The sequence below is a fragment of the Pseudomonas sp. CAM1A genome, from assembly GCF_047501685.1.
Classification (GTDB): Bacteria; Pseudomonadota; Gammaproteobacteria; order Pseudomonadales; family Pseudomonadaceae; genus Aquipseudomonas.
On the sequence record NZ_JBFNXP010000001.1, the window covers coordinates 475,906 to 502,358 of the forward strand.

At 65.2% G+C, this 26,453-nt stretch carries 25 protein-coding genes; 14 read left to right on the top strand and 11 right to left on the bottom strand.

Annotated features, from left to right (window positions below; genetic code table 11):
* The first annotated feature begins 5 nt into the window (after positions 1-5).
* From ABZO33_RS02225 to ABZO33_RS02235, 3 genes are read left to right on the top strand one after another with little or no spacing between them, the layout of a single operon-like run.
* On the top strand, positions 6-716 hold the full coding sequence (locus tag ABZO33_RS02225; protein WP_414534680.1) for a DUF484 family protein: 711 nt from the start codon (positions 6-8) through the stop codon (positions 714-716).
* On the top strand, positions 716-1,615 hold the full coding sequence (gene xerC / locus ABZO33_RS02230; protein ID WP_414534681.1) for a tyrosine recombinase XerC: 900 nt from the start codon (positions 716-718) through the stop codon (positions 1,613-1,615). Before ABZO33_RS02225 ends, xerC begins: the two co-directional genes overlap by 1 nt.
* A complete protein-coding gene (locus tag ABZO33_RS02235) occupies positions 1,612-2,307 on the top strand; it encodes an HAD family hydrolase (RefSeq protein ID WP_046853674.1) in 696 nt (231 codons plus the stop codon). Before xerC ends, ABZO33_RS02235 begins: the two co-directional genes overlap by 4 nt.
* Before the next feature lie 75 nt (positions 2,308-2,382).
* Here the strand turns inward: ABZO33_RS02235 and sutA are convergent, their stop codons facing one another.
* The 3 genes from sutA to glnK form a co-directional block, all read right to left on the bottom strand.
* Complete coding sequence (gene sutA / locus ABZO33_RS02240) at positions 2,383-2,712, bottom strand: transcriptional regulator SutA (protein WP_110734080.1); 330 nt, start codon at positions 2,710-2,712, stop codon at positions 2,383-2,385.
* Between the two features lie 431 nt (positions 2,713-3,143).
* Positions 3,144-4,478: an ammonium transporter gene (locus tag ABZO33_RS02245; protein ID WP_414534682.1), complete on the bottom strand. Its 1,335-nt coding sequence runs from the start codon at positions 4,476-4,478 to the stop codon at positions 3,144-3,146.
* Positions 4,479-4,525: 47 nt separating this feature from the next.
* Positions 4,526-4,864 (bottom strand): P-II family nitrogen regulator, encoded by a 339-nt coding sequence (gene glnK, locus ABZO33_RS02250; RefSeq protein WP_002555808.1) that lies wholly within the window; start codon positions 4,862-4,864, stop codon positions 4,526-4,528.
* Between the two features lie 406 nt (positions 4,865-5,270).
* Between glnK and ABZO33_RS02255 the strand changes: the two genes are divergently transcribed.
* From ABZO33_RS02255 to ABZO33_RS02290, 8 genes are all read left to right on the top strand, one after another.
* Complete coding sequence (locus ABZO33_RS02255; protein ID WP_102683536.1) at positions 5,271-5,534, top strand: accessory factor UbiK family protein; 264 nt, start codon at positions 5,271-5,273, stop codon at positions 5,532-5,534.
* 24 nt (positions 5,535-5,558) lie between these two features.
* Positions 5,559-5,987, top strand: coding sequence for a TOBE domain-containing protein (locus ABZO33_RS02260; protein ID WP_031316465.1), 429 nt, complete (start codon positions 5,559-5,561; stop codon positions 5,985-5,987).
* 801 nt (positions 5,988-6,788) lie between these two features.
* Positions 6,789-9,500: a magnesium-translocating P-type ATPase gene (gene mgtA / locus ABZO33_RS02265; RefSeq protein WP_414534683.1), complete on the top strand. Its 2,712-nt coding sequence runs from the start codon at positions 6,789-6,791 to the stop codon at positions 9,498-9,500.
* Positions 9,501-9,510: 10 nt separating this feature from the next.
* Positions 9,511-9,945 carry a DUF2493 domain-containing protein gene (locus tag ABZO33_RS02270; RefSeq protein ID WP_414534684.1) on the top strand — a complete coding sequence of 145 codons (435 nt, stop codon included), beginning with the start codon at positions 9,511-9,513 and terminating at the stop codon, positions 9,943-9,945.
* A gap of 51 nt (positions 9,946-9,996) precedes the next feature.
* Positions 9,997-11,484: a YifB family Mg chelatase-like AAA ATPase gene (locus tag ABZO33_RS02275; protein ID WP_414534685.1), complete on the top strand. Its 1,488-nt coding sequence runs from the start codon at positions 9,997-9,999 to the stop codon at positions 11,482-11,484.
* 162 nt (positions 11,485-11,646) lie between these two features.
* Positions 11,647-11,898 carry a DUF2790 domain-containing protein gene (locus ABZO33_RS02280; RefSeq protein WP_414534686.1) on the top strand — a complete coding sequence of 84 codons (252 nt, stop codon included), beginning with the start codon at positions 11,647-11,649 and terminating at the stop codon, positions 11,896-11,898.
* Between the two features lie 31 nt (positions 11,899-11,929).
* The gene (locus tag ABZO33_RS02285; protein ID WP_414534687.1) at positions 11,930-12,946 is read left to right on the top strand and encodes an alpha/beta hydrolase fold domain-containing protein; all 1,017 of its coding nucleotides are present in this window, start codon (positions 11,930-11,932) and stop codon (positions 12,944-12,946) included.
* Between the two features lie 201 nt (positions 12,947-13,147).
* Positions 13,148-14,935 carry a monovalent cation:proton antiporter-2 (CPA2) family protein gene (locus ABZO33_RS02290; RefSeq protein ID WP_414534688.1) on the top strand — a complete coding sequence of 596 codons (1,788 nt, stop codon included), beginning with the start codon at positions 13,148-13,150 and terminating at the stop codon, positions 14,933-14,935.
* A gap of 3 nt (positions 14,936-14,938) precedes the next feature.
* Here ABZO33_RS02290 and ABZO33_RS02295 read toward each other — a convergent pair whose 3' ends face one another.
* Both ABZO33_RS02295 and ABZO33_RS02300 read right to left on the bottom strand, forming a co-directional pair.
* Positions 14,939-15,223: a HigA family addiction module antitoxin gene (locus ABZO33_RS02295; protein WP_046853662.1), complete on the bottom strand. Its 285-nt coding sequence runs from the start codon at positions 15,221-15,223 to the stop codon at positions 14,939-14,941.
* Positions 15,224-15,235: 12 nt separating this feature from the next.
* The gene (locus tag ABZO33_RS02300; RefSeq protein WP_414534880.1) at positions 15,236-15,514 is read right to left on the bottom strand and encodes a type II toxin-antitoxin system RelE/ParE family toxin; all 279 of its coding nucleotides are present in this window, start codon (positions 15,512-15,514) and stop codon (positions 15,236-15,238) included.
* Between the two features lie 503 nt (positions 15,515-16,017).
* Here ABZO33_RS02300 and ABZO33_RS02305 point away from each other — a divergent pair.
* Both ABZO33_RS02305 and ABZO33_RS02310 read left to right on the top strand, forming a co-directional pair.
* Positions 16,018-16,302: a DUF6124 family protein gene (locus tag ABZO33_RS02305; protein ID WP_414534689.1), complete on the top strand. Its 285-nt coding sequence runs from the start codon at positions 16,018-16,020 to the stop codon at positions 16,300-16,302.
* Positions 16,303-16,393: 91 nt separating this feature from the next.
* Entirely contained in the window at positions 16,394-17,305 is a 912-nt protein-coding gene (locus ABZO33_RS02310; protein ID WP_414534690.1) for a LysR substrate-binding domain-containing protein, read from the top strand.
* A 78-nt stretch (positions 17,306-17,383) separates the two neighbouring features.
* Here ABZO33_RS02310 and ABZO33_RS02315 read toward each other — a convergent pair whose 3' ends face one another.
* The 4 genes from ABZO33_RS02315 to ycaC all read right to left on the bottom strand — a co-directional run bounded on the left by ABZO33_RS02315 (position 17,384) and on the right by ycaC (position 21,738).
* Complete coding sequence (locus tag ABZO33_RS02315) at positions 17,384-19,222, bottom strand: amidohydrolase (RefSeq protein WP_414534881.1); 1,839 nt, start codon at positions 19,220-19,222, stop codon at positions 17,384-17,386.
* Between the two features lie 342 nt (positions 19,223-19,564).
* Complete coding sequence (locus ABZO33_RS02320; RefSeq protein ID WP_414534691.1) at positions 19,565-20,383, bottom strand: alpha/beta fold hydrolase; 819 nt, start codon at positions 20,381-20,383, stop codon at positions 19,565-19,567.
* Positions 20,384-20,423: 40 nt separating this feature from the next.
* Positions 20,424-20,990 (bottom strand): antibiotic biosynthesis monooxygenase, encoded by a 567-nt coding sequence (locus ABZO33_RS02325; RefSeq protein ID WP_414534692.1) that lies wholly within the window; start codon positions 20,988-20,990, stop codon positions 20,424-20,426.
* A 118-nt stretch (positions 20,991-21,108) separates the two neighbouring features.
* Positions 21,109-21,738: an isochorismate family cysteine hydrolase YcaC gene (gene ycaC / locus ABZO33_RS02330; RefSeq protein WP_046853656.1), complete on the bottom strand. Its 630-nt coding sequence runs from the start codon at positions 21,736-21,738 to the stop codon at positions 21,109-21,111.
* Between the two features lie 275 nt (positions 21,739-22,013).
* On the opposite strand from ycaC, the gene ABZO33_RS02335 reads away from it, so the two are divergent.
* The gene (locus tag ABZO33_RS02335; RefSeq protein WP_414534693.1) at positions 22,014-23,441 is read left to right on the top strand and encodes a mechanosensitive ion channel domain-containing protein; all 1,428 of its coding nucleotides are present in this window, start codon (positions 22,014-22,016) and stop codon (positions 23,439-23,441) included.
* A 37-nt stretch (positions 23,442-23,478) separates the two neighbouring features.
* Here the strand turns inward: ABZO33_RS02335 and ABZO33_RS02340 are convergent, their stop codons facing one another.
* Positions 23,479-24,765, bottom strand: a complete 1,287-nt coding sequence (locus tag ABZO33_RS02340; RefSeq protein ID WP_414534694.1) for an NAD(P)/FAD-dependent oxidoreductase — start codon at positions 24,763-24,765, stop codon at positions 23,479-23,481.
* 130 nt (positions 24,766-24,895) lie between these two features.
* The gene (locus ABZO33_RS02345; protein ID WP_414534695.1) at positions 24,896-26,386 is read right to left on the bottom strand and encodes an aldehyde dehydrogenase family protein; all 1,491 of its coding nucleotides are present in this window, start codon (positions 26,384-26,386) and stop codon (positions 24,896-24,898) included.
* Between the last annotated feature and the right edge of the window lie 67 nt (positions 26,387-26,453).

Consider the following 26,453-nt stretch of genomic DNA (forward strand, 5'->3'; position numbering starts at 1 on the left):
CCGCCATGACCGATCAGCCTAACGTTGCATCCCCGCAGGCCAGTGAGCTCGATGCCGAAGCGGTGGTCGCCTACCTGCGCGCCCACCCGACCTTCTTCGCCGAGCACGACGAGCTGCTGGTCGAGCAGCGCATTCCCCACCAGCGCGGCGACAGCGTGTCGCTGGTGGAACGCCAGCTCAAGCTGCTGCGCGACCGCAACATCGAGATGCGCCATCGCCTGTCGCAGCTGATGGACGTGGCCCGCGACAACGACCGGCTGTTCGACAAGACCCGCCGGCTGATCCTCGACCTGCTCGACGCCGGCACCCTCGAGGAAGTGGTGATGGCGGTTGAGGACAGCCTGCGCCAGGAGTTCCAGGTGCCCTTCGTCAGCCTGATCCTGTTCGGTGAAAACGCGGCGCCCGTGGGGCGCTGGGTTTCCGGCGCCGAGGCGCAGCAGGCCATCGGTGGCCTGATCGGCGGCGGCAAGACCATCAGCGGTAGCCTGCGCGAGCACGAGCTGGCATTCCTGTTCGGCAACGATCAGCACAAGGAAGTCGGCTCCAGCGCCGTGGCCACCCTGGAGTACCAGGGCCTGCATGGCGTGCTGGCGATCGGCAGCCGCGACCCGCAGCACTACAAGAGCAGTGTCGGCACCCTGTTCCTCAGCTACATCGCCGAAGTGCTCGGCCGCGTGGTCCCACGCTTCACCCAGACCCTGCGCTCGGTGCGCTGATGGAGCGCCAGCTGGAGGCTTATTGCGCACACCTGCGCAATGAGCGCCAGGTGTCCGAGCACACCCTGCTGGCCTACCGCCGTGACCTCGAGAAGGTCATCGAATTCTGCAACACCCAGGGCATCGTCGGCTGGGGCGCCCTGCAGGTCCAGCAACTGCGTCAGCTGGTCGCCCGCCAGCACCATCACGGCCAGTCCTCGCGCAGCCTGGCGCGCCTGCTCTCGGCGGTGCGCGGGCTATACCGCTACCTCAACCGCGAAGGCCATTGCCAGCACGACCCGGCCAATGGCCTGACGCCGCCCAAGGGTGAGCGGCGCCTGCCCAAGGTGCTGGACACCGACCGCGCCTTGCAGTTGCTCGATGGCGGCGTCGACGACGAATTCATCGCCCGCCGTGACCAGGCGATCCTCGAACTGTTCTACTCGTCCGGCCTGCGCCTGTCGGAGCTGACCGGGCTCGACCTGGAGCACCTGGACCTGACCGCCGGGCTGGTGCAGGTGCAGGGCAAGGGCGGCAAGAGCCGCGTGTTGCCGGTCGGCCGCAAGGCCCGCGAGGCGATACAGGCGTGGCTCAAGCAACGCGGCATCGCCGGCCCGCGGGACTCTGCGGTGTTCCTCAGCCGCCAGGGCAAGCGCCTCGGCCCCCGAGCCATCCAGCTGCGGGTCAAGGCCGCCGGCGAGCGCGAGCTCGGCCAGCACCTGCACCCGCACATGCTTCGCCATTCCTTCGCCAGCCACCTGCTGGAGTCGTCCCAGGACCTGCGCGCGGTGCAGGAAATGCTCGGCCACGCCGACATCAGCACCACGCAGATCTACACCCACCTGGACTTCCAGCACCTGGCCGCGGTGTACGACAGCGCCCATCCCCGGGCCAAACGCAGCAAGGACACGGACTCATGAGCATCAAGCTGATCACCTTCGACCTCGACGACACCCTCTGGGATACCGCGCCGGTCATCGCCAGCGCCGAAGTCGTCCTGCGCGACTGGCTCGAAGCCAACGCGCCCATCCTTGGCGGCGTGCCAGTGGAGCACCTGTTCGCCATCCGCGAGCGCCTGGTGCAGGCCGAGCCGGGCCTCAAGCACCGCATCAGCGCCCTGCGCCGGCGGGTGCTGTTCCACGCCCTGGAAGAGGTCGGCTACAGCGAGAAACACGCCCAGGAGCTGGCCAACGAAGGTTTTGAAGTGTTCCTGCATGCCCGGCACCAGGTCGAGGTGTTCCCCGAGGTACAGCCGGTGCTGGAGATCCTGCGCCATCATTACACCCTCGGCGTGGTCACCAACGGTAATGCCGACGTGCGCAGGCTCGGCCTGGCGGACTACTTCCGCTTCGCCCTGTGCGCGGAGGACCTCGGGATAGGCAAGCCGGACCCTGCGCCCTTCCTCGAAGCGCTGAAACGTGGCGAAGTGGATGCCGGAGCCGCAGTGCACGTCGGCGACCACCCGGGCGACGACATCGCCGGCGCCCAACGCGCCGGGCTGCGGGCGGTGTGGTTCAACCCACAGCACAAGCCCTGGAGCGGCGAACAGGCGCCGGATGCGGAGATCCAGCGGCTGTCGCAGTTGCCCGACGTGCTCGCGCGCTGGCGCTGACATTGAGGAAGCGGCACAAAACCGAAAGGCACAAAAAAGCCCGCAGCGACGGCGGGCTTTTTTGCGTTCAGCCACTCAGATAGGGCGGCTGCCGTACTTGTTGTCCGGCTTCTTGGGCGGATCGGCGACCACGTTGGCCTCCACCTCCTGCACCTTGCCTCCGCGCGAAAGGAACTCTTCCATCGCCTTGGCCAGCGCATCGCGCTCTTTCTGCTTGGCTTCCATGCTCGGCATCTCGTCTACCGAGACCGCCGCCTTGGACTTGCCCTTGGCCGCCGGAGCCGGGCTGCTGTCGTCGTCGCCGGAGTCTTCCGCGCCGTCGTCAGCCGCAGCTTCAAGGCCTTCATCAGCCTCGTCTTCGTCGCCTACCTCGAGGTCATCATTTTCCAGATCGTCGTCGCTCATGTTCTACCTCATGACTTGCGAAAAGCAGGTTAGTTATAGACCGGTGCAGCCGTAGACCGGCAGCCACCAGTGAAAATTCAACTGGCCGTGGATTGGCCACTGCCCTGGGTGTCCACCCCCTCATGGGGGGCCTGGCACCCTGCAGGCCTTGCTCCTGGCAAGGCCTGACAAAATACTTTGAACCCTTGCTGGCCACAGGCTATTGGCAAGCCTAGCAAAGGGTGGCGAAGTGTGTGGACTACTCGTCCAGCTCCCTTCGGCGCGCATTCTAGCGCGCCCGCAGAAAAAGCAAAGCACCAGAAACGCCCAATGACTTGTAAGTTTTCTACCTACGTCGCGATCAAGACAGAGAAACCGTTTGCCCGGCGCGAATCGGCAAACCACAGGCAAAAAAATGCCCGGCGAACCGGGCAAGTTTTCCAGCGTGGCGGTTACAGGTTGTAGCCGCGCTCGTTGTGCTGAGCCAGGTCGAGGCCGACCGACTCTTCTTCTTCGCTGACCCGCAGGCCCATCACCAGGTCCAGGACCTTGAGGATCACATAGGTGACGATGGCGGTGTAGACCACGGTGAAGATCACGCCCTTGGCCTGGATCCAGAACTGTGCGGCGATGTCGGTTACCGCGCCGAAGCCGCCCAGGGCAGGCGCCGCGAACACACCGGTGAGCAGGGCGCCGATGATGCCGCCGATACCGTGCACGCCGAAGGCGTCGAGGGAGTCGTCATAACCCAGCTTGCGCTTGAGGCTGGTGGCGCAGAAGTAGCAGACCACGCCGGACACCAGGCCGATCACCAGCGCGCCCATCGGGCCGACAGTGCCGGCGGCCGGGGTGATGGCGACCAGGCCGGCGACCACGCCCGAGGCGATGCCCAGGGCGCTTGGCTTACCGTGGAAGATCCACTCGGCGAACATCCAGCCCAGGGCCGCGGCGGCGGTGGCGATCTGGGTCACCAGCATGGCCATGCCGGCGGTGCCGTTGGCCGCCGCGGCGGAACCTGCGTTGAAGCCGAACCAGCCGATCCACAGCATGGCCGCGCCCATCAGGGTGTAGCCCAGGTTGTGCGGGGCCATCGGCGTGGTCGGGTAGCCCTTGCGCTTGCCCAGCACCAGGCAGCAGACCAGGCCGGCGATACCGGCGTTGATATGCACCACGGTGCCGCCGGCGAAGTCCAGCACGCCCCAGTCCCACATCAGCGCGCCGTCACCGCTCCAGACCATGTGCGCGATCGGCGCATAGACCAGGGTGAACCACACGCCCATGAAGATCAGCATGGCCGAGAACTTCATGCGTTCGGCGAAGGCTCCGACGATCAGCGCCGGGGTGATGATGGCGAAGGTCATCTGGAAGGTGATGAACACTGCCTCAGGGAACAGCGCGGTGGCCGAGGTCAGGCCCGACGGCGTGACGCCGCTGAGGAAGGCCTTGGAGAAGCCACCGATGAAGGAATTGAAGTTGAGCACGCCCTTTTCCATACCGGCGGTATCGAAAGCCAGGCTGTAGCCGTAGATGACCCAGAGGACGCTGATCAGGCCGGTGATGGCAAAGCACTGCATCATCACCGACAGCACGTTCTTCGAGCGCACCATGCCGCCGTAGAACAGCGCCAGGCCCGGAATGGTCATGAACAGGACCAGTGCCGTCGCGGTGAGCATCCAGGCGGTGTCGCCGGAGTTCAGCACAGGGGCGGCAGTTTCCTCGGCCAGGGCCAGCCCTGGCATTACGAGGGACAATAGGGCTCCTAGCCCTGCGATCTTGCGCAGAGTCATGTTGTTTTCTCCTGGGGCGTTGGGTTTGGTGAGGCTTTGCTTGGCGCTTAGATCGCGTCGGTATCGGTTTCGCCGGTACGGATGCGGATCGCCTGCTCCAGATTGACCACGAAGATCTTGCCGTCGCCGATCTTGCCGGTGTTGGCTGCCTTGGTGATGGCTTCGATCACCCGATCAAGGTCCTTGTCGTCGATGGCGACATCGATCTTCACCTTGGGCAGGAAATCGACCACGTATTCAGCGCCGCGATACAGCTCGGTGTGACCCTTCTGCCGGCCGAAACCTTTGACCTCGGTCACGGTGATGCCCTGCACGCCGATTTCCGACAGCGACTCGCGCACGTCGTCCAGCTTGAACGGCTTGATGATGGCAGTGACTAGCTTCATGAAACTCTCTCCCGATTTGATGGACTTGCCCCAGGAAAACAAACCCGTCTCAAGTCTAAGCGCAGCGCCTGGCTTTGTAACGCGTCGTCGGCTCCATTCTCCCCGCCGACACACGATCCGCCTGTGACGAAGGACCTTGCGGCTCCGCCTGCGCACTGCCTGGTCACAAGGGACTGCATCAGTGCATGGCTCACTCGGATCTTTGCAGAAACCTTGCCAGTTCGCAGAACAAGCTAGAAAACAGTGAGTTGCGTGAATCGGTAGGGATTGGCCAGTTGCCAGCAACGAAAAAGCGCACAAAATCGGTGCGCGACCTTTGGCCGCCCTGCGCGAAAAGCGTGCAGGGCAAGCGGGCAAAAGCCCCGTGCTACACTGCTGCCCTTTCAGTGATCAGCGGATACCAGACATGCTCGCGCCCAAAGCCTTCCTCGATGCCCTGAGCGACCAGGCCTCGCGCCTGTTCAGCGGTGACACCGCCGCGCCCCGCGCCGAACTGGAAAGCCAGTTCAAGGTGCTGATGCAGGGCGCCTTCAGCAAGCTCGACCTGGTCAGCCGCGAGGAGTTCGACAGCCAGATGGTGGTGCTGGCCCGCACCCGCGCCCGCCTCGAAGCCCTCGAGCAGCAATTCGCCGAGCTGGAAGCCAGGATGGCGCCGTCCGCCAAGGAATAACGATCGACACACGGAGTGTTTGCCATGAAAGTCAGTGCCCGTAATGTCTTCGAAGGTACCGTCAGCGCCGTCCAGCCTGGCGCGGTGAATGCCGAGGTCGAGCTGACCCTCGGCGGCGGCGAGAAACTGGTGGCGGTGGTCACCATGGCCAGCCTGCACAACCTCAATATCAACGTCGGCAAGCAGGCCGTGGCGCTGGTCAAGGCACCGTGGGTGGTGCTGATGACCGATGCCGCCGGCTACAGGCTGTCAGCACGCAACAGCCTCGAAGGCGAAGTGCTGCGGGTCGGCGACGGCGCGGTGAATGCCGAGGTGGTGCTGAAGCTGTCCGGCGGCACCGAGGTGTATGCCATCGTCACCCGCGAAGCGGTGCAGGAACTTGGCCTGAAGCCGGGTGTGAAGGCCACCGCGCTGATCAAGGCCTCGCACATCATCCTGGGTGCCAAGCCCTGAGCGAATGCCCGCTTCTACCTTGTTCAGGTAGAAGCGGGATTGCCCCAGATGGCATTACAAGCGCTGCACAGCATTAATTCCCCTCCCAGCAGATGAAACTTGTTTAAGTTACGCCTTCCCGGTTGACTTCCCCGCTATGCTTTGCATAAAGTTCACCCGCCCCGAAAAGCGGGCCTTTATTTCAACTCACGAAGAATTCAATGGACACAGTATCTAGTCGCTGTCTGGCAGCCTTTGCTCGCCAGGCACTTGAACCGGAACTCCGGGCCCGCCCCTAGGTCGGGCAAGCCGCGCCAGAGCCTGCTGCTCCGCCGTAGCTTGCCACCCCGGGTGCCCGCCCGGTCGGAGGCAAGCTCATGAACCTCGTTAGCACTATCCCTCGCCTGCGCGCCTTTGCGCACGAGGCCCCGCACCGTCCTGTCCTTGGCTGGGGCCTGTCCTCATCCCTGGAACCGCCCAGTCGATAGCGCGCCCGTTGCTGCCTGCAGTGACGCGCGCGATGCTGTCCGCTCGCTGAACGGACGCCATTTAAATCGTCAGAAACTTCCGAACTTTAAATAATTAAAGTTTGTTGAAGTTCTATTGCCCGCCATTTAGCAAAGGAATTAACCAACCATGGACTCAGCCAGTAGAAAGTTCGCTGCCGATCTTATTTCCGGCATTCGCCAGCGAACACGTAAACGTCGGAAAAACCACGCCTTTCATTGTTCGAATGATTGCGACACGGGACACGTTCACTCACCTTCCCTACCGTGAGTCGACTGTGTGTCGTGCCGCCTCCTGCGGCAGGAGCACAGCCAAATGACCGTAAAAGACCGCAACCCCCGCAGCAAAGCCGGCGAAGACACCCGCCTGTCCATGCTCGCCGCCCGCGAAGCACGTAATGGCCTGGCGGTGACCCTGGCCAACCTCGACGCCAGCGAGCTGGGCCTGACCGAACACGAAGCCGCCAAGCGCCTGCAGCGCGACGGCGCCAACCAAGTCGCCCATGACAAGCCGCAACCGGCCCTGGTGCAACTGCTCAAGGCCTTGCACAACCCCTTCATCTACGTGCTGCTCACCCTTGCCGGCATCAGCTTCGTCACCGACTACTGGCTGCCGGTACGCGCAGGCAACTTGGAGGAAGCGGACCTGACCAAGGTCATCATCATCATGACCATGGTCAGCCTCAGCAGCCTGCTGCGCTTCTGGCAGGAGTACCGTTCGGGCAAGGCCGCCGACGCCCTCAAGGCCATGGTCCGCACCACCGCCACCGTGCTGCGCCGCGAACGCCACGACCAACCGGCACGCCTGCGCGAAGTGCCGATGAACGAGCTGGTGGCCGGCGATATCGTGCAACTGGCCGCAGGCGACATGATCCCCGCCGATATCCGCCTGATCGAGTCCCGCGACCTGTTCATCAGCCAGGCGGTACTGACCGGCGAGGCGCTGCCGGTGGAGAAGTACGACACCCTCGGCCACGTCGCGCAAAAGTCCGCCGCAGGCAGCGCCAGCGATGAAAGCGGCCTGCTCGACCTGCCCAACATCGGCTTCATGGGCACCAACGTAGTCAGCGGCCGCGCCCGCGCCGTGGTGGTGGCCACCGGCAAGCGCACCTACTTCGGCTCGCTGGCCAAGGCCATCGTCGGCTCGCGCAGCCAGACCGCCTTCGACCGTGGCGTGAACAGCGTCAGCCGCCTGTTGATCCGCTTCATGCTGGTGATGGTGCCGGTGGTGTTCATGCTCAACGGCGTGGTCAAGGGCGACTGGAGCGACGCCTTCCTGTTCGCCCTGGCCGTGGCCGTGGGCCTGACCCCGGAAATGCTGCCGATGATCGTCAGCGCCAACCTGGCCAAGGGCGCCGTGGCCATGGCCCGGCGCAAGGTGGTGGTCAAGCGCCTGAACGCCATCCAGAACTTCGGCTCGATGGACGTGCTGTGCACCGACAAGACCGGTACCTTGACCCAGGACCGCATCATCCTCGAACACCACGTCGACCCCAGCGGCCGCAAGGACCCGCGCCTGCTGCAACTGGCCTGGCTCAACAGCCACCACCAGAGCGGCGTGAAGAACCTGATGGACCAGGCCGTGCTGCGCTTTGCCGGCGAAGACCAGGGCTTCCAGCCACCCTATGCCTACGCCAAGGTCGACGAATTGCCCTTCGACTTCATCCGCCGGCGCCTGTCGGTGATCGTCAAGGATGCCCTGGGCGACCATCTGCTGGTGAGCAAAGGTGCCGTCGAGGAAATGCTGGCCATCGCCACCCATGTGGAAGAAGGCGGCCAGCGGGTCGCCCTGGATGCCGCGCGACGCCAGCAGCTGCTGGCCACCGCCAGCGCCTACAACCAGGAAGGTTTCCGCGTGCTGCTGGTCGGTACCCGTGAGATCCCGGCCGTTGACGGCAAACCCCAGTACCACACCGATGACGAGCGCGAACTGGTGATCCGAGGCTTCCTGACCTTCCTCGACCCGCCCAAGGAAACCGCCGGCCCGGCCATCGCCGCCCTGCGCGAGATGGGGGTGAAGGTCAAGGTGCTGACCGGCGACAACCCGGTGGTCACCTGCAAGGTCTGCCGCGAAGTGGGCCTTGCGCCCGGCCAGCCGCTGCTCGGCCAGGACATCGAGCGCCTGGACGACACCCAGCTCAAGGCCCTGGTCGAAGAGCGCACGGTGTTCGCCAAGCTCACCCCGTTGCAGAAGTCGCGGGTGCTCAAGGCGCTGCAAGCCAATGGCCACACCGTCGGCTTCCTCGGTGACGGCATCAACGACGCCCCGGCGTTGCGCGATGCCGACGTGGGCATCTCGGTGGACAGCGGCACCGATATCGCCAAGGAATCGGCCGACATCATCCTCCTGGAAAAGAGCCTGATGGTGCTGGAGGAAGGCGTGCTCAAGGGCCGCGAAACCTTCGGCAACATCATGAAGTATCTGTGCATGACCGCCAGCTCCAACTTCGGCAACGTGTTCTCGGTGCTGGTGGCCAGCGCGTTCATCCCGTTCATGCCGATGCTGGCGATCCACCTGCTGCTGCAGAACCTGATGTACGACTTCTCCCAGCTGTCGCTGCCGTGGGACCGCATGGACAAGGAGTTCCTGCGCGAGCCACGCAAATGGGATGCCCGCAACATCGGCCGTTTCATGCTGTGGATCGGTCCCACTTCGTCGATCTTCGACATCACCACCTTCGCCCTGATGTGGTACGTGTTCGCCGCCAACAGTGTGGAGATGCAGGCGCTGTTCCAGTCCGGCTGGTTCATCGAGGGGTTGTTGTCGCAGACCCTGGTGGTGCACATGCTGCGCACCCGCAAGGTGCCGTTCTTGCAGAGCACCGCGGCGCTGCCGGTGATCCTGGCCACCGGCCTGGTGATGTGCCTGGGCATCTACATCCCCTTCTCGCCACTGGGGGCGATGGTCGGGCTGGTACCGCTGCCGTGGGAATACTTCCCATGGCTGGCCGCTACCCTGCTGGGCTACTGCCTGGTGGCCCAGGGCATGAAGACCCTGTACATCCGCCGCTTCGGCCAATGGTTCTGAGGGGGTGGGCATGCGCGTACTGATCTGCGCGGGGCGCAACTACACCGACAACCAACGCTGCCGCCAGGCGCTGGACACCCTCCAGCGCCAGCAACCGATCCAGGTGCTGATCCACGGCGGCAGCCAGCACCTGGGCGGCGAGATCGAAGGCTGGGCCCGCGAGCAGGGCGCCGACATCGTGCGCTACCCGCCCAACTGGCAGTTGCACGGCAAACTGGCCGAGCGCCTGCGCAACGTCTTCATGCTGCGCGACAGCCGGCCTGACGTGGTGCTGGCGCTGCCGGGTGGCGACGATACCGAGGAGTTGCTGGCCCGGGCGCGGGGTTCGGGGATTCCGGTGATCTGCGCCAGGCAGCCACGGACGGCGAGCGCCCACAGTCCTGGGGGCCAGGCCGGACAAGATTCGACGCACTCTTCTCGTCCTCCCACCCAGGGACACTACTAAGCTCTGCCGGGCCGCAGGACGCGGCCCCTCACACGCAAACACGGAGTGCCCATGTCCCTCGCCCTCGTCCACAGCCGCGCCCAGGTCGGGGTGCAGGCCCCCGCCGTCAGCGTCGAAACCCACCTGGCCAACGGCCTGCCCACGCTCACCCTGGTCGGCCTGCCGGAGACCACGGTCAGGGAGAGCAAGGACCGGGTACGCAGCGCCATCGTCAATTCCGGGCTGGACTACCCGGCCCGGCGCATCACCCAGAGCCTCGCCCCCGCCGACCTGCCCAAGGACGGTGGCCGCTACGACCTGGCGATCGCGCTGGGCATCCTGGCCGCCAATGGCCAGGTGCCGGTTGCCGCCCTCGACGCCATCGAATGCCTGGGCGAACTGGCGCTGTCGGGGGCATTGCGCCCGGTGCAAGGCGTGCTGCCCGCGGCACTGGCGGCGCGAGACGCGGGCCGAGCGCTGGTGGTGCCTCGGGAGAACGCCGAGGAAGCCAGCCTGGCCAGCGGCCTGGTGGTGTACGCAGTGGGGCATCTGCGAGAGCTGGTGGCCCACCTGAACGCACAACCGGCGCTGCCACCCTACGCCGCGAATGGCCTGCTGCTGGAGCAACGCCCTTACCCGGACCTCAGTGACGTACAAGGCCAGATCGCCGCCAAGCGGGCTCTGCTGGTGGCCGCGGCCGGCGCGCACAACCTGCTGTTCTCCGGCCCGCCGGGCACCGGCAAGACCCTGCTCGCCAGCCGTCTGCCCGGGCTGCTGCCGCCGCTGGACGAGCGCGAGGCACTGGAGGTGGCGGCGATCCGCTCGGTCAGTGGCCATGCCCCGCTCGACTGCTGGCCACAGCGGCCGTTTCGCCATCCACACCACTCCGCCTCAGGTCCCGCGCTGGTAGGCGGTGGCAGCCGGCCGCAACCTGGGGAGATCACCCTGGCGCACCATGGCGTGCTGTTTCTCGACGAGCTGCCCGAGTTCGAACGACGGGTGTTGGAGGTGCTGCGCGAGCCGCTGGAGTCCGGCGAGATCGTGGTGGCCCGGGCCAAGGACCGGGTGCGCTTCCCGGCGCGCTTTCAGCTGGTGGCGGCCATGAACCCCTGTCCCTGCGGCTACCTGGGCGACCCCACCGGCCGTTGTCGGTGCAGCAGCGAGCAGATCCAGCGCTACCGCAACAAATTGTCCGGCCCCTTGCTCGACCGCATCGACCTGCACCTCACCGTGGCCCGGGAAAGTACCGTGCTGACCCACCAGCCCAGCGGCGAAACCAGCGCCAACGTCGGCCAGCGGGTGGCCGAGGCACGGGCGCTGCAGCAGCGCAGGCAGGGCTGCGCCAACGCCTTCCTCGACCTCAAGGGGCTGCGTCGGCATTGCCCGCTGGAGCCGGTCGACCAGGCCTGGCTGGAGCAGGCCTGCGAACGGCTGACGCTGTCGTTGCGGGCCGCGCACCGACTGCTGAAGGTGGCCCGCACCCTGGCTGACCTAGAAGGCGCGCAATCCATCGCCAGAGCGCACCTGGCGGAAGCGTTGCAGTACCGACCCAGCGCCTGAGACTGCCTCGCAAACGCAGCCCACTCCCACAGAAGCTAGCCAAGACGCACTCAATCAGCGTCATAGCGGAAATATATTTTGCGCACTAAATATTTGCGCGCAATATTCACCTCAAGCAGCAAGCAGTCGCCAAGCCCACTCAGCAGAACCCGGAGAACGATCATGACCCTTCGCAAAGCCTTTGCCGTCACCGTCACCACCCTGGCCCTCGGCACCAGCGTCAGCAGCTTCGCCAGCGAAGCCACCCCGTACCGCTACGGCATGGACCTGGACATCGCCAAGGTCGTCAGCGTCGATGCCCCCGCCGGCACCCAAGGCCAGACCAGCACCGCCACCCTGACCTACCGCGACAGCAGCGGCCAGCTGCGCGCCGTGAGCTACGTGCAACCCAGCGTCCTCGCCAACCAGAACTGAGCCTGCGCTCGCCCACCAAAGGAGCTAGAACATGAAACTGTCCCACACCCTGACCGCCGGCCTGCTGGCCCTCGCCGTGAACAGCGCCTTCGCCGCCGGCAGCCCCGGTGTCGAACACACCACCCAGGGCTTCCTCGACGCCCTGGCCGCCGGGGGCGGCAAGCCGCTGGAAACCCTCGCGCCCAAGGATGCCCGGGCAGTGTTGAGCGGCGCCCAGGCCGGGGTGAAGGTCGACCTGTCGGGGATCCGCGTCGAACGCAGGACCATCCAGGCGGACGGCCAGCCGCTGGAAATCCGCGTGGTGCGGCCCGAAGGGTCCAAGGGTGAGTTGCCAGTGTTCATGTTCTTCCACGGCGGCGGCTGGGTGCTGGGCGACTACCCCACCCACGAACGCCTGATCCGTGACCTGGTGGTGGGCTCTGGTGCCGCGGCGGTGTACGTCGACTACACGCCATCGCCGGAAGCCAGGTTCCCCACCGCGATCAACCAGGCCTACGCCGCCACCCGCTGGGTCGCCGAGCATGGCCAGGAGATCGGCGTGGATGGCAGCCGCCTGGCGGTGGCCGGCAACAGCGTCGGCGGCAACATGGCGGCGGTGGTGGCACTGAAGGCCAAGGAGGCCGGCACGCCGAAGCTGCGCTTCCAGGCCCTGCTGTGGCCGGTGACCGACGCCAACTTCAACAATGCGTCCTACAACCAGTTCGCCGAAGGCCACTTCCTGACTCGCAACATGATGCAGTGGTTCTGGAACAACTACACCACCGACCCGCGCCAGCGCGACGACATCCATGCCTCGCCACTGCGCGCCAGCCTCGAGCAGTTGCAAGGCCTGCCGCCGGCCCTGGTGCAGACCGCCGAGATGGACGTGCTGCGCGACGAAGGCGAAGCCTACGCCCGCAAGTTGGGCGCCGCCGGGGTACCGGTGACCGCCGTGCGCTACAACGGCATGATCCATGACTACGGCCTGCTCAACGTGCTGAGCACCGTGCCCAGTGTGCGCAGTGCAATGGATCAGGCGGCGCAGGCGCTGAAAGTCCATCTGCAGTAAGCAGTTGATCGCGGGGCAAGTCGGGCGGCGGCCCGACTTGCCCCGCGATTGATTCAGCAAAGGTTCTACTTTCAGAACGCTGCTTCCTGTGATCCCAGGATTGTCCTGTTTCCCTCCCTACCCGAAAATGCCCGCCTCTTTCATCGATGGCATAAGCTGTTGCATCAAACGCTGCCGCACGCAGTTCAAGGAGTCCGAGCAATGCCACACGAAGGCAGCCTGCTACAAACCGCCGTCATCTTCCTCCTCGCCGCCGTGGTCGCCGTACCGCTAGCCAAGCGCCTGCAACTGGGCGCCGTGCTCGGCTACCTGCTGGCCGGCGTCGCCATCGGCCCGCAGGCCCTGGGGCTGATCCGCGATACCGAGAGCGTCGCGCACATCTCCGAACTGGGCGTTGTCCTGCTGCTGTTCATCATCGGCCTGGAACTGTCGCCACGGCGCCTGTGGTTGATGCGCAAGTCGGTGTTCGGCGTGGGTACCGCGCAAGTGGTCCTGACCGGCGCGGTACTTGGCGCAATCGCCCTGTTCGGCTTCAGCCAGACGCTGCCGGCGGCCATCGTGCTCGGCCTTGGCCTGGCCCTGTCGTCCACCGCCCTGGGCCTGCAGAGCCTGGCCGAGAGCAAGCAGCTCAACGCGCCCCATGGCCGCCTGGCCTTTGCCATCCTGCTGTTCCAGGACATCGCCGCGATCCCGCTGATCGCCCTGGTGCCGCTGCTGGCCGCCAGCGGCCCGGACACCAGCCACGGCGACAGCTTCGAACATGGCCTGAGGGTGTTCGCCAGCATCGCCATCGTCATCGTCGGCGGCCGCTACCTGCTGCGCCCGTTGTTCCGTATCGTCGCCCGCACCGGTTTGCCGGAAGTGTCCACCGCCACCGCGCTGCTGGTGGTGATCGGCACAGCCTGGCTGATGGAAGAAGCCGGCGTGTCCATGGCCCTGGGCGCCTTCCTCGCCGGCCTGCTGCTGGCCGACTCCGAATACCGCCATGAGCTGGAGTCGCAGATCGAACCGTTCAAGGGCCTGCTGCTGGGCCTGTTCTTCATCAGCGTCGGCATGGGCGCCAACCTGCGTCTGCTGCTGGAAATGCCGCTGCTGCTGCTGGGCCTGACACTGTTGCTGATCGGCGTGAAGCTTACGTTGCTGGTCGGCGTCGGCCGCCTGGCCGGCGGCCTGAACAGCGCCAGCGCCCTGCGCCTAGGCATGGTGCTGGCGGCCGGTGGCGAGTTCGCCTTCGTGGTGTTCAAGCTGGGCAAGGACCAGGGCCTGTTCGACACCCAGACCTACGACCTGCTGCTGATGACCATCACTCTGTCGATGGCTGTCACGCCGCTGCTGATGCTCGGTTGCGCCCGCGCCCTCAAGCGCCCGCAGCCTGCCCGCGAGGTGCCCGAGCAGTACAAGGCCATCGCCGCCGGCACCCCGCGCGTGGTGATCGCTGGCATGGGCCGCATGGGCCAGATCGTTGCGCGCATCCTGCGGGCGCAGAAGATCCCGTTCATTGCGTTGGAGACCTCGGTGGACGCCATCGAGATGACCCGCATGTTCGAACAGGTGCCGGTGTTCTATGGCGACCCACTGCGCCCCGAAGTGCTGCACGCGGCCAAGGTCGGCGAGGCCGAGTATTTCATCATCACCATCGACGACCCCGAGGTGGCCATTCACACCGCGGAGCGGGCCAAGCGCCTGTACCCGCACCTGAAGGTGATCGCCCGGGCACGTAACCGCCAGCATGTACACAAGCTGATGGACGTTGGTGCCGACCCGATCCGCGAGACGTTCTATTCCAGCCTGGAGATGAGCCGGCGCGCGCTGGTCGGGCTGGGGCTCACCGAAGCACAGGCAACAGACCGCATCGCCCGGTTCACCGAGCATGACGAGCAGGTGCTCGAAGCCCAGGGGCAGGTACGCGATGACCGCGCCAAGGTGATGCAGACGGCCAAGGAAGCGCGGGTGGAGCTGGAGCGGTTGTTTGCGTCGGATGAGGATTGAGGCTCAGGCGAACGCCAACCGCTCGATAGGTGGATGCTCGCGGTGCGCGGCCTGCCACAGGTCGTAGGCCGCCTGCTCGGCCAGGTACTGACGGGCACTGCCAAGCCCGGCCAGTTCGAGGCGATAGGCCAGGTCGGCTGAAATGGCTGCGTGGCCATTGAGCACTGTGGATAACTGACCACGTGAATAGCCCAGGTGGCGGGCCAGGGAGGAGACGTTCATGCCGATGGCGGGCAGGACGTCTTCGCGCAGGGCTTCGCCAGGATGGGGAGGGTTGTGCATAGGCATGGTTTCAGCCCCTTAGTGATAGTCCAGGTAATTGACCAGTTCGACATCAGTACCGATAAAACGGAACACCAAACGCCAGTTGCCCGAAACATTCACGGCCCAGAAGGTGTTCAACTGCCCCCGCAACGGATGAAGACGGTTGCCTGGACGGTCCAGGTCCGCAGGGCTTTGCGCGACATCCAGCGATGCAAGTAAACGCCGCAGACGTGCTACGTGATCAAATCGGACACCCGAGGTATCACCCCGCAGGTGAAGTGACTTCAGGCCTTTGTGCCTGAAACTCCGAATCATGGTTGAAGAAGCGTAAGGCCACGCCTTACACATATCAAGGCTGCTTGAGTCATGATGCGTCCCTGTGGAATGGAAAGAACGCAGTTTGCTCTCTCAGGCCAACTCGATGAGAGCCCCCGCTCTCTGGGGTTCTTGTCAGATCGTTCCTGAGCTGCTGCGAGTGGCTGGCAACCTCAAATTAGAAAAGCCTCAACCACTTCCTACGAGCTATGCGGACCTTTCCCACTGGGCAGCCTACAGCCCCAAGAAATACCCTACAAAGTCTGTCGATACCCTTCTGATTGTCCGGGGAAATCATGCCCTCTAGGCTGACCGGGTCGCTGTCGGTTCAGCGATCGGGCGTGGAAACCCGGTAGTCCTGAGAAGGTGCCGTAATGGCAGTTGTATGCGGGAGGCCTCTGGCCTACCGGGTGACCTTCTTTCCGGATTTCCACCCCGTGTACAACTGCCGCCCTCTGCGTGGAAACGGACGGTTGCAGTCAAACCTGAAGAAGGAATCTGCAATGAAAAAGATCGTCCCCGACCCACCCCTCCCCGACACCCGCCACCACCCCTTCGGCCAATGCGACGCCGGCCACCCACCGCTGTTCTCGGTCAATCCAGATATCAACGCCCACGACGCCCTGGTGCATGTCGCCGAATACCTGCGCAGCGCCTACAACGTCGGCTACAAGGCGCTGGAGCATATGGATGAAACCGGCAGGAGCCTGCTGTGGGCCAGCCTGCATGGTATCGAGATGGCCGAAGGCCTGACGGAGGCGATGCTGGAGGGAATCGAGTCGTCCTGAGCGACATTGCCTTGAAGGGAATTGGATGAGGGCCACCATCGCCCGGTAGACTGCGCCCCACTACCCCGGCGCGCTGTGGAGATCGCCCCCTTTGGAAGACCTCAACTCCCTCTACTACTTCACCCAGGTGGTCGAGCACGGCGGCTTTGCCCCCGCCGGGCGGGCGCTGGACATGCCCAAGTCCAAGCTCAGCCGGCGCATCGCCGACCTCGAAGAGCGCCTCGGCGTACGCCTGCTGCACCGCACCAGCCGGCACTGCTCGCTGACCGAGATCGGCCAGGCCTACTACAACCGCTGCCTGGCCATGCGCGTGGAGGCCGAGGGCGCCGCCGAGATCATCGAGCGCAACCGCAGCGAGCCACGCGGGCTGGTGCGCATCAGCTGCCCGACCACCCTGCTCAACTCCTGGGTCGGGCCGATGCTCACCCGCTACATGCTCAAATACCCACAGGTAGAACTGTTCATCGAGAGCACCAACCGCCGCGTCGACCTGCTGCACGAAGGCTTCGACGTGGCGCTGCGGGTACGCTTTCCGCCACTGGAGAACACCGACATGGTGATGAAGGTGCTGAGCAACAGCACCCAGTGCCTGGTCGGGCACCCGTCGTTTCTCGAGCAGCTTGCCGAAGGCTTCGACCCGCAGCAGCTCAGCGAGCTGCCCAGTGTGCATTGGGGCAGCGCCCAGCGTGAGTACCAGTGGGAGCTGTTCCAGGGCGAGGACATGAGCCGCAGCCTGGTGATCCCGCACACGCCGCGGATGGTCACCGATGATCTGTTTGCCTTGCGACACTTCGTGGTGGCGGGCGTGGGGATCGCGCACCTGCCCAGGGTGGCGGTGCGCGAGGACCTGGCAGCGGGGCGGCTGGTGGAGATGCTGCCGGACTGGCATCCGCGTTGCGGCATCGTGCATGCGATCTTTCCGTCGCGGCGCGGGTTGCTGCCGTCGGTGCGGTCGTTGATCGATCATCTGGCGGAGGAATTCGCCATCAGCGACATGGCGTAGCACGCCATCGTGGGGCAAGCCCGCTCCCACGTAACCCTACGGTCTCGATGGGAGCGGGCTTGCCCCGCGATCAGGCCATCAGAAGGCGAAGCAGGAACAGCCCAATGCGCCCCAGAAGCCCTGGTAATCGCTCACCGGCACACTGGAATGCCGCGCCTTCTCATGGCTGTGGGCATGCACGCCACAAGGCCCGACACACTGGTGCAGCGCCGCCGCCATCGGCGCACCGGCGCGCCAGTGCCCCGGCACCTTGGCCACCGGCGACCACTCGGGCAACACCGGCACCTGCGCCGGGCCCAGCTTGTCGAACTCGGCAGCGCCGTACACCACCTTGCCGTCGACGATGGTCAGCACCGACTCGATGCCCTTGATCGCCTCTTCATCGACGCTGAAGAAGTCCAGCGACAGCGCCGCCAGGTCCGCCAGCTGGCCGACCTTGATCTGCCCCTTCTTGCCCTGCTCGCTGGAGAACCAGGCGCTGCCATGGGTGAACAGCTGCAGCGCGGTCTCGCGGCTCAGGCCTTGCGGATACAGTTCCAGCCCGCCGACGGTCTTGCCGCTGACCATCCAGTACAGCGACGTCCACGGGTTGTAGCTGGACACCCGGGTCGCGTCGGTACCGGCCCCCACCGGCACACCCATGTCGAGCATGCGCTTGATCGGCGGGGTGTGCTCGGCGGCCTTGGCGCCGTAGCGATCGACGAAGTATTCACCCTGGAAGGCCATGCGATCCTGGATGGCGATACCGCCGCCCAGTGCTCGGACGCGCTCGATGTTCTGTGGGGTGATGGTTTCGGCATGGTCGAAGAACCACGGCAGGCCATTGAACGGGATGTCGCGATTGACCTTCTCGAACACGTCGAGCATGCGCGAGATGGACTCGTTGTAGGTGGCGTGCAGGCGGAACGGCCAGCGTTGTTCGACCAGGTGGCGGACCACCGGTTCGAGCTCTGCTTCCATGGTCTGCGGCAGGTCCGGACGCGGTTCGAGGAAGTCCTCGAAGTCGGCGGCGGAGAACACCAGCATTTCGCCGGCGCCGTTGTGGCGGAAGAAGTCGCTGCCATCGCCCGGCTTGACCTTCTGCGTCCAGTTCTTGAAGTCGGTGAGCTCTTCCTTGGGCTTCTGGGTGAACAGGTTGTAGGCGATGCGCACCGTCAGCTGGTCGTTGTCGGCCAGTTCCTGGATCACCTGGTAGTCGTCCGGGTAGTTCTGGTAGCCGCCGCCGGCATCAATGGCGCTGGTCAGGCCCAGGCGGTTGAGCTCGCGCATGAACTGGCGGGTGGAGTTGACCTGGTACTCCAGCGGCAGCTTCGGCCCCTTGGCCAGGGTGGCGTAGAGGATGGTGGCGTTGGGCCGGGCGATGAGCATGCCGGTGGGGTTGCCGAACTTGTCGCGCTGGATCTCGCCACCTGGCGGATTGGGCGTGTCCTTGGTGTAGCCAACGGCCTTGAGCGCGGCACGGTTGAGCAAGGCGCGGTCGTACAGGTGCAGCAGGAATACTGGAGTGTCCGGTGCGGCCTGGTTGATCTCTTGCAAGGTGGGCATGCGCTTTTCGGCGAACTGGAATTCGTTCCAGCCACCGACCACGCGCACCCACTGCGGGCTCGGCGTGCGCTCGGCCTGGTCCTTGAGCATGCGCAGGGCGTCGGCCAGCGACGGCACGCCCTCCCAACGCAGTTCGAGGTTGTAGTTCAGGCCGCCGCGGATCAGGTGCAGGTGCGAGTCGTTGAGGCCCGGAATCACCGTGCGCTGCTTGAGGTCGATGATCTGCGTGGCGGCGCCCTTGTGGGCCATGGCTTCGGCGTCGCTGCCCACGGCGAGGAACTTGCCGTCCTTGATGGCGACGGCAGTGGCGGTGGGCTTCTCGCGATCAACGGTGTGCAGTTTGCCGTTGATCAGGATGAGGTCGGCGGTCATGGGCGATCCTTGGGTGGCTGCGTGGGCGGAACCGGCGGCGCCGGTGAAGGGTAACGCGGACCAGATGGCGCCTGCCGCACCAAGCACGGTACTGGCGGCGAGGAACTGGCGGCGGCTCTTGTCGTTCGGGTCCTGGGACATGGTGTTCTCCATCGGGATGCGGCAGGCGTCACGGCAGAGCATGCCGGTTGACGCCGGGCCAAGGATTGGATGGATGTGCCGTGGGGCTGATTGAGGTTAGCAACCCCTGGGGCTCGTGCAGGCCGTCCCGCGGAGCAAGCCGGCACCGACAGGCAATGCGCGGGACCTGCAGGACGCTTTGACCGCGAGTGCCATGCACCTTTACCGCTGCACAAACGCCAGCAGGTCTTCGTTCAACTGCTGCGCATGGGTCACCGCGAACCCGTGCGGCGCGCCGGCGTACACCTTCAGTTCAGCCCCACGGATCAGTTCGGCGGCCCGCTTGCCGGTGGTTTCGAACGGCACGATCTGGTCATCGTCGCCATGGATCACCAGGGTCGGCACGTCGATTCGAGCCATGTCCGGGCGGAAGTCGGTCTCGCTGAACGCAGTCACGCAATCCAGGGTGCCCTTGAACGACGCCATCAGGGCGATGTTCAAGGTCTGGGCCTGGACACCCTGGGACACCTGCTGCCCATGGTTGATGCCGTAGAACGGCGCCGCGAAGTCAGCGATGAACTGCGCACGGTCGGCGCGCAGGCCGGCCTTGATGCCGTCGAATACCGCAGTATCGACACCGTCCGGGTTGTCGCCGCGCTTGCCGAACATCGGCGTCACCGCGCCCAGCAGCACCAGGCCAGCCACGCGTTCGCTACCATGGCGGGCTATGTAGCGGCTGACATCGCCACCGCCCATCGAGAAGCCCACCAAGGTCACTTCGCGCAGGTCGAGGTGTTCGATCAGCTGGGCGATGTCATCCGCGAAGGTGTCGTAGTCGTAACCTTCCCATGGCTGGCTGGAGCGGCCAAAACCGCGACGGTCGAAGGCGATGGCGCGCATACCACGACTGGCCAGGTACTCCATCTGCGAATCCCACATGTCGGCGTCCAGTGGCCAGCCGTGGCTGAACAGCACGGGTTTGCCGCTGCCCCAGTCCTTGTAGTAGATCGAGGTGCCATCGCGGGTGACGAGCGTGCTCATATCGGTATCTCCTGAAAGTGGATTTGGCGGTTCGCAAGATTCAGCCACGCAGCCAGGCGGCGCAGCGGCGGGTCACCCAAGGCATGATGTAGAACACCACGGGCAGGATGACGAACAGGTTGGTGATCAAGTTGCCGGTGATCTGGCCACCCAGCAGCGGGTAGCGGGCAAACAGCGGCGCCAGCAGCTGGGGAATGACCAGAGTCATCGGGCAGATCACCAGGTAGGTCAGCAGGGCCTGCTTCCAGCGCGGCGGTTGCGCGGCGCCGACGCTGGGCGGGGTGAACCAGAACTCCGGGTCATCGTGCACCTGGGTCTGGTCGCCGTCCTCCAACAGTGGCAGCACTTCAGTGATCAACGCCTGGCGCTCGGCAGAGTTGACCCAGGCCTGCAGCAGGCCGGCGTCGGCGAAGCGCACCACGGTGGTGAAGTGGCGGCCACCATCGTCCGGGCGGATGACATTGACGTCCAGATGACCGGGCTGTTGCCGAGCGGTGGTCACGGCGCGCTTGAGCCAGGTTTCGTAGTGCGCCAGCGCCTGGGCACGGACCTTGTGCTGGATCACCAGGGTGACGACGCTGCGGTTGCCTTCGGTTGCGCTGTTCATCGCTGACATTCCCTGGAGATGAGTTGGCCTGCATCCACTGTGCAACAGCAGACGGGCGCTGGATTGGATGGGTGTGCTGCCTTGCCTGGCACCTCGCGGGTGCCAGGCTTTCGGCGGCTTACTTGCCGGCGGTCAGGGCGTTATAGCTGGTGATCAGGTTGCGGTAGTCGGGGATGTGGTTGGAGAACAGCGCCGCCAGCCCTTCGACATCGTTGCGCCAGTCGCGGTGCAGTTCACAAGCCACGCCGAACCAGGTCATCAGTTGCGCGCCAGCCTGGCTCATGCGGTCGTGGGCGGCATCGCGGGTCATCTCGTTGAAGGTGCCGGAGGCATCGGTGACCACGAACACGTCGAACTCTTCCTCCAGGGCCGCCAGCGCCGGGAAGGCCACGCACACTTCGGTCACCACGCCGGCGATGATCAGTTGCTTCTTGCCGGTGGCCTTCACTGCCTTGACGAAGTCTTCGTTGTCCCAGGCGTTGATCTGGCCGGGGCGGGCGATGTACGGGGCATCCGGGAACAGTTCTTTGAGTTCCGGCACCAGCGGGCCGTTGGGGCCTTGCTCGAAGCTGGTGGTGAGGATGGTCGGCAGGTTGAAGTACTTGGCCAGGTCCGCCAGGGCCAGCACGTTGTTCTTGAAGCGGTCCGGCTCGATGTCGCGGACCAGGGACAGCAGGCCGGCCTGGTGGTCGACCAGCAGTACGGCGGCGTCGTCTTTGTTCAGGCGGTTGTATTTGAAGTTGTTCATTGCCGGTGCTCCTTGGGTTTCGATCTTCAGTGAGTTGGGTGTTTCGCGTTGATGGGAGAAGATTAAAACCAGGACCTTTGCAGCGGTAGATAGTGAAATTTGGCTATAGCGTTCTATTTTGCGAACGATAGATTGGCGTTGCCTGATCTGGCCTTATCGCGGGGCAAGCCCGCTCCCACGCAGACAGCGATTGCGATACCTCGCATCCAGTCATTGCCCGCCACCCCAACCTGCTCTATTACTACCCACAGCCCTCCCCCCGCACCGAGACCACCATGCTGGCGTTCATCCAGTCGTACCCGCTGTTGCTCGGCACCTTGCTGATCTTTCTCGACCTCCTGTTCTGGCAGTTGATCGCGCTGCACCACAGGGCCTGGCGCATCGCCACGCGGCTGGTGATCTTCCTGCTGTTCAGCGCGGTGTTGCTGACGGCGGGCATGAGCCCGCTGCAACCCGCGCCCTGGGCCGACGACGTGGCACGCAACCTGATGGCCACGGTGCTGGCGATCGGCTGGTGGCTGTTCGGCGCGCGCACGGTAACCGTGGTGTTCGGCCAGCTGCTGGTGGCCCGCGGCAGCCACGGCGGGCGCCTGCTGCAGGATGTGCTCGGGGCGCTGATCTTCCTCGCCGCGGTGGTGGCCGCGGCGGCCTATGTGATGCAACTGCCGGTGAAGGGCCTGCTGGCAACCTCCGGGGTGATGGCCATCGTCATCGGCCTGGCGCTGCAGAGCACGCTGGCCGACGTGTTCTCAGGCATCGTGCTGAACACCACGCGGCCCTACCAGATCGGCGACTCGATCTCCATCGACGGCACCGAGGGCAAGGTGGTCGACATCGACTGGCGCGCTACCCGGCTGATCACCGGCAACAGCAGCCTGGCGGTCATCCCCAACTCGGTGGCGGCCAAGGCCAAGATCCTCAACTTCAGCCGCCCGGCCGAGGTGCACGGCGTGTCGATCAGCGTGGTGGTGCCGGCCAAGGTGCGCCCGCAACGGGTGTTCGACGCGCTGGAGAAGACCCTGCAAGGCACCAGCACCCTGCTCGACAAGCCGGCGCCCAAGGTCACGGTGAAGGCTTCGACGCTGGAGTCGGTGGAGTACGAGGCCAGTGGCTTCGTCGCCGACATGTCGCGCAAGACCGAGGTACGCAACCAGCTCTTCGACCTGGCCCACCGCCACCTGGAAGCCAGCGGCGTGACATGGAACCTGGAGCTTGGCGTGCCACCGCGCAGCCGCCAACGCGAGTTGCTGGAAGAGGTGCGGGTGTTCCGCTCGTTGACCAGCGAGGAACGCGACAGCTTGAGCCAGCGCATGACCACGGTGGAGTACCCGGCCGATCAGGTGATCCTCGGCATCGGCGAACGCTCGGAGCATGTGCTGCTGATCAGCCGCGGCGTGGTATCGGCCGCGGTGCGCGATGGCGAGCGGCTGATCGAAGGTGGGCGCATGGGGCCGGGGGAAGTGTTGGCGCTCGAGGGCCTGGTGGATGACGAGGCCTCGCCTGTCGAGTTTCGTGCCCTGACCGGCTGCGTACTCTATCGCATCGACAAGGAGCAGGTGCGCGGCTGCCTGACCCAGAGCGGCGATGTGAAGTCGGCCTTGGCCAAGCTGCAGCGGTTCCGGCGGCAGAAGCGCGAGTCACTGCTGCTGCAGAAACCGGCAGCGGTGAAGAAAGGCGGGTTCCTGAGCTGGCTGCATAAGTGAGCCTATCGCGGTGGCCCGACTTGCCCCGCGCTAGCAATTACAGCACCACCCGCAAGCACTGCCCCGCGTGATACAGCGAGAAACCCGACTCATAAAACGCCGTGCGCAACGACGGCGCGCTCACCGGCCTCATCGGCGAGAACGGAATCGGCAGGCTGTCCGGGTCATCCTTGAGCAGGAACTCGGCAAACGCCCGGCCGATCACCGTGCCGGTGGTGTTGCCGCGACCGTTGTAGCCGGTCACCGCCACCAGCCCCGGCGCTGGCTCGAACAGGCGCATCAGGTGATCGGGGGTGAAATCGATGCAGCCGGTCCAGTGCATCTCCCACTCGACCTTGCCCAGCTGCGGGTAGTAGTGGCTCTGGATACGGTCGGCCCAACTGCGCACGAACCATGCCGGCTTGTTGTCGACCCGACCAAGGCTGCCGAGCAGCAGGCGACCCTGGTCGTCGCGGCGGATGCTGCTGAGCACGGTGCGGGTGTCCCACGAGCCCTGGCCATGGGACAGGACCTTGTCGGCGGCGGCGCCGTGCAGGGGCTTGGAGGCGACCTGGTAGTAATAGCCGCGGAAAAAGTGCTTCTGCAGGTTGCTCCAGTCGCCTTCGGTGTAGGCACCGGTAGAGATCACCACCTTGTCGGCACGCACCGCACCCTGTGCGGTGCGCACCCGCCAGGCATCGCCGTCGCGCTCCAGCCCCTCGACCGAGGACTGCTGGAACAGCTTGCCCCCCAGCCGGGTCACGGCAGCGGCAAGGCCCTGGGTGTATCCCATGGGGTTGATGGTGCCAGCGCGGCGGTCGAGCAGCGCGGCGGAAATCTTGTCGGTACCGCAGTATTCCTGGCATTGCGCACCGGTCAGCAGCTCGACGTCGGCGCCGCGCCGGGTCCATTGCTGGTGGCGGGCTTCGAGGTCGGCGATGCCGGTGGCATTGTGTGCCATGTGCAGCGTGCCCTGGTGCCGGGCCTGGCAGTCGATACCCAATCGTTCGATCATGGCGAACACTTCGCCCGGCGCCTCGCCAAGCACCTTGTTCAGGCGGCCGCCCTGCTTGTGGCCGAGGGTGGCCTCGACGTCATCGGGGCGGATCCAGGTGCCGGCGTTGACCAGGCCGACGTTGCGCCCAGAGCCGCCATGGCCAATCTTCCAGGCCTCCAGCAGGATCACCGTCTTGCCCTGCTCCAGCAGGTGAATCGCCGCCGACAGGCCGGTGATGCCGCCACCGATCACGCAGACATCGGCCTTGTGCTCGCCGGCCAGGGCCTGGGCGGCAACGGTCGGCTGGGTGACGTGTTCCCACAAGCATTCTTGACGCAGTTCGGACATGACCGGCTCCAGCGATATTATTCTTGTTGCAGGTGAAGCAGCGTGAAGCGGCCTTCGTGGGAGCGGGCTTGCCCCGCGATGGCGTCGTCTGATCGTACGCTATCGCGGGGCAAGCCCGCTCCCACAAGGTTCAATCGAAGACGATACCTTGGGCCAGCGGCAACTCCCGCGAATAGTTCACGGTGTTGGTCTGGCGACGCATGTAGCCTTTCCAGGCATCCGACCCGGACTCACGCCCACCTCCGGTCTCCTTCTCGCCCCCGAACGCCCCGCCGATCTCCGCGCCGCTGGTGCCGATGTTGACGTTGGCGATGCCGCAGTCGCTGCCCGCGGCGCTCTGGAAGCGTTCGGCCTCGCGGATGTCGGTGGTGAAGATGCACGATGACAGGCCTTGCGGTACTTCGTTGTTCAGGCGCAGGGCCTCTTCGAAGTCGTCGTAGGCCAGCACGTAGAGAATCGGCGCGAAGGTCTCGTGGCGCACCACCTCGCTCTGGGCCGGCATCTCGGCAATAGCTGGCGACACGTAGTAGGCGTTCGGGTACTGCTCGGCCAGCTGGCGCTCGCCACCGAATACCTGCCCGCCTTCGTCGCGGGCCTTGGCCAGCGCGCCCTGCATGGCATCGAACGACTGCTTGTCGATCAGCGGGCCGACCAGGTTGTCTTTGCGCGGGTCACCAATGCGCACCTTGCCGTAGGCGGCTTTGACGCGGGCGACCACGTCGTCCTTGATCGAACGGTGCACGATCAGGCGTCGCAGGGTGGTGCAACGCTGACCGGCGGTCCCGACTGCGGAGAACAGGATGCCGCGCACGGCCAGGTCGAGGTCGGCGCTCGGAGCCAGGATCATCGCGTTGTTGCCGCCCAGCTCGAGGATGCTGCGGCCAAAGCGCGCCGCTACCCGTGGGCCGACTTCACGGCCCATGCGGGTGCTGCCGGTGGCGCTGACCAGCGCCACGCGTGGATCGTCGACCAGGGCTTCACCGGCATCGCGGCCGCCGATCACCAACTGCGCCACACCTGCCGGTGCCTCGCCGAACGCTTTCAGGGCTTTGTCGAACAGCGCCTGGCAAGCCAGCGCAGTGAGCGGGGTTTTCTCGGACGGTTTCCACACCACGGCGTTACCCGCCACCAGCGCCAGCGCGGTGTTCCACGCCCACACTGCAACCGGGAAGTTGAAGGCGCTGATCACCCCGACCACGCCCAGCGGGTGCCAGGTTTCACGCATGTGGTGGCCCGGGCGCTCGGAGGCAATGGTCAGGCCGTACAGCTGGCGCGACAGGCCGACGGCGAAATCGCAGATATCGATCATCTCCTGCACTTCGCCCAGGCCTTCCTGGGTGATCTTGCCGGCTTCGATGGATACCAACTCGCCGAGGTCGGCCTTGTGTGTGCGCAACACCTCGCCGAACAGGCGCACCAGCTCGCCGCGGCGTGGCGCCGGCACGCTGCGCCAGGCTTCGAAGGCCTGATGCGCCTGGTCGATGCGAGCAACGGTGTCGGCCTTGCCGAGCAACTTCACCGAGGCGATCTGGCTGCCGTCGATGGGGGTATGGACAGGGTAATCGCCCTGGGTGTGAGCCGCGGCGGCGACGCCAAGGCGCTCGAGCAATCCAGCAACCATCGTGCTTCTCCTTACATCGGGTGAAGGGGTTGAAAATGTCGTGGGTCAGTATTAATCCGATTACTCG

Coding starts and splice junctions, on each gene's coding strand:
- ABZO33_RS02225 (WP_414534680.1), top strand. CDS start 6: ATGACCGATCAGCCTAACGTTGCATCCCCGCAGGCCAGTGAGCTCGAT.
- xerC (WP_414534681.1), top strand. CDS start 716: ATGGAGCGCCAGCTGGAGGCTTATTGCGCACACCTGCGCAATGAGCGC.
- ABZO33_RS02235 (WP_046853674.1), top strand. CDS start 1,612: ATGAGCATCAAGCTGATCACCTTCGACCTCGACGACACCCTCTGGGAT.
- sutA (WP_110734080.1), bottom strand. CDS start 2,712: ATGAGCGACGACGATCTGGAAAATGATGACCTCGAGGTAGGCGACGAA.
- ABZO33_RS02245 (WP_414534682.1), bottom strand. CDS start 4,478: ATGACTCTGCGCAAGATCGCAGGGCTAGGAGCCCTATTGTCCCTCGTA.
- glnK (WP_002555808.1), bottom strand. CDS start 4,864: ATGAAGCTAGTCACTGCCATCATCAAGCCGTTCAAGCTGGACGACGTG.
- ABZO33_RS02255 (WP_102683536.1), top strand. CDS start 5,271: ATGCTCGCGCCCAAAGCCTTCCTCGATGCCCTGAGCGACCAGGCCTCG.
- ABZO33_RS02260 (WP_031316465.1), top strand. CDS start 5,559: ATGAAAGTCAGTGCCCGTAATGTCTTCGAAGGTACCGTCAGCGCCGTC.
- mgtA (WP_414534683.1), top strand. CDS start 6,789: ATGACCGTAAAAGACCGCAACCCCCGCAGCAAAGCCGGCGAAGACACC.
- ABZO33_RS02270 (WP_414534684.1), top strand. CDS start 9,511: ATGCGCGTACTGATCTGCGCGGGGCGCAACTACACCGACAACCAACGC.
- ABZO33_RS02275 (WP_414534685.1), top strand. CDS start 9,997: ATGTCCCTCGCCCTCGTCCACAGCCGCGCCCAGGTCGGGGTGCAGGCC.
- ABZO33_RS02280 (WP_414534686.1), top strand. CDS start 11,647: ATGACCCTTCGCAAAGCCTTTGCCGTCACCGTCACCACCCTGGCCCTC.
- ABZO33_RS02285 (WP_414534687.1), top strand. CDS start 11,930: ATGAAACTGTCCCACACCCTGACCGCCGGCCTGCTGGCCCTCGCCGTG.
- ABZO33_RS02290 (WP_414534688.1), top strand. CDS start 13,148: ATGCCACACGAAGGCAGCCTGCTACAAACCGCCGTCATCTTCCTCCTC.
- ABZO33_RS02295 (WP_046853662.1), bottom strand. CDS start 15,223: ATGCCTATGCACAACCCTCCCCATCCTGGCGAAGCCCTGCGCGAAGAC.
- ABZO33_RS02300 (WP_414534880.1), bottom strand. CDS start 15,514: ATGATTCGGAGTTTCAGGCACAAAGGCCTGAAGTCACTTCACCTGCGG.
- ABZO33_RS02305 (WP_414534689.1), top strand. CDS start 16,018: ATGAAAAAGATCGTCCCCGACCCACCCCTCCCCGACACCCGCCACCAC.
- ABZO33_RS02315 (WP_414534881.1), bottom strand. CDS start 19,222: ATGACCGCCGACCTCATCCTGATCAACGGCAAACTGCACACCGTTGAT.
- ABZO33_RS02320 (WP_414534691.1), bottom strand. CDS start 20,383: ATGAGCACGCTCGTCACCCGCGATGGCACCTCGATCTACTACAAGGAC.
- ABZO33_RS02325 (WP_414534692.1), bottom strand. CDS start 20,990: ATGAACAGCGCAACCGAAGGCAACCGCAGCGTCGTCACCCTGGTGATC.
- ycaC (WP_046853656.1), bottom strand. CDS start 21,738: ATGAACAACTTCAAATACAACCGCCTGAACAAAGACGACGCCGCCGTA.
- ABZO33_RS02335 (WP_414534693.1), top strand. CDS start 22,014: ATGCTGGCGTTCATCCAGTCGTACCCGCTGTTGCTCGGCACCTTGCTG.
- ABZO33_RS02340 (WP_414534694.1), bottom strand. CDS start 24,765: ATGTCCGAACTGCGTCAAGAATGCTTGTGGGAACACGTCACCCAGCCG.
- ABZO33_RS02345 (WP_414534695.1), bottom strand. CDS start 26,386: ATGGTTGCTGGATTGCTCGAGCGCCTTGGCGTCGCCGCCGCGGCTCAC.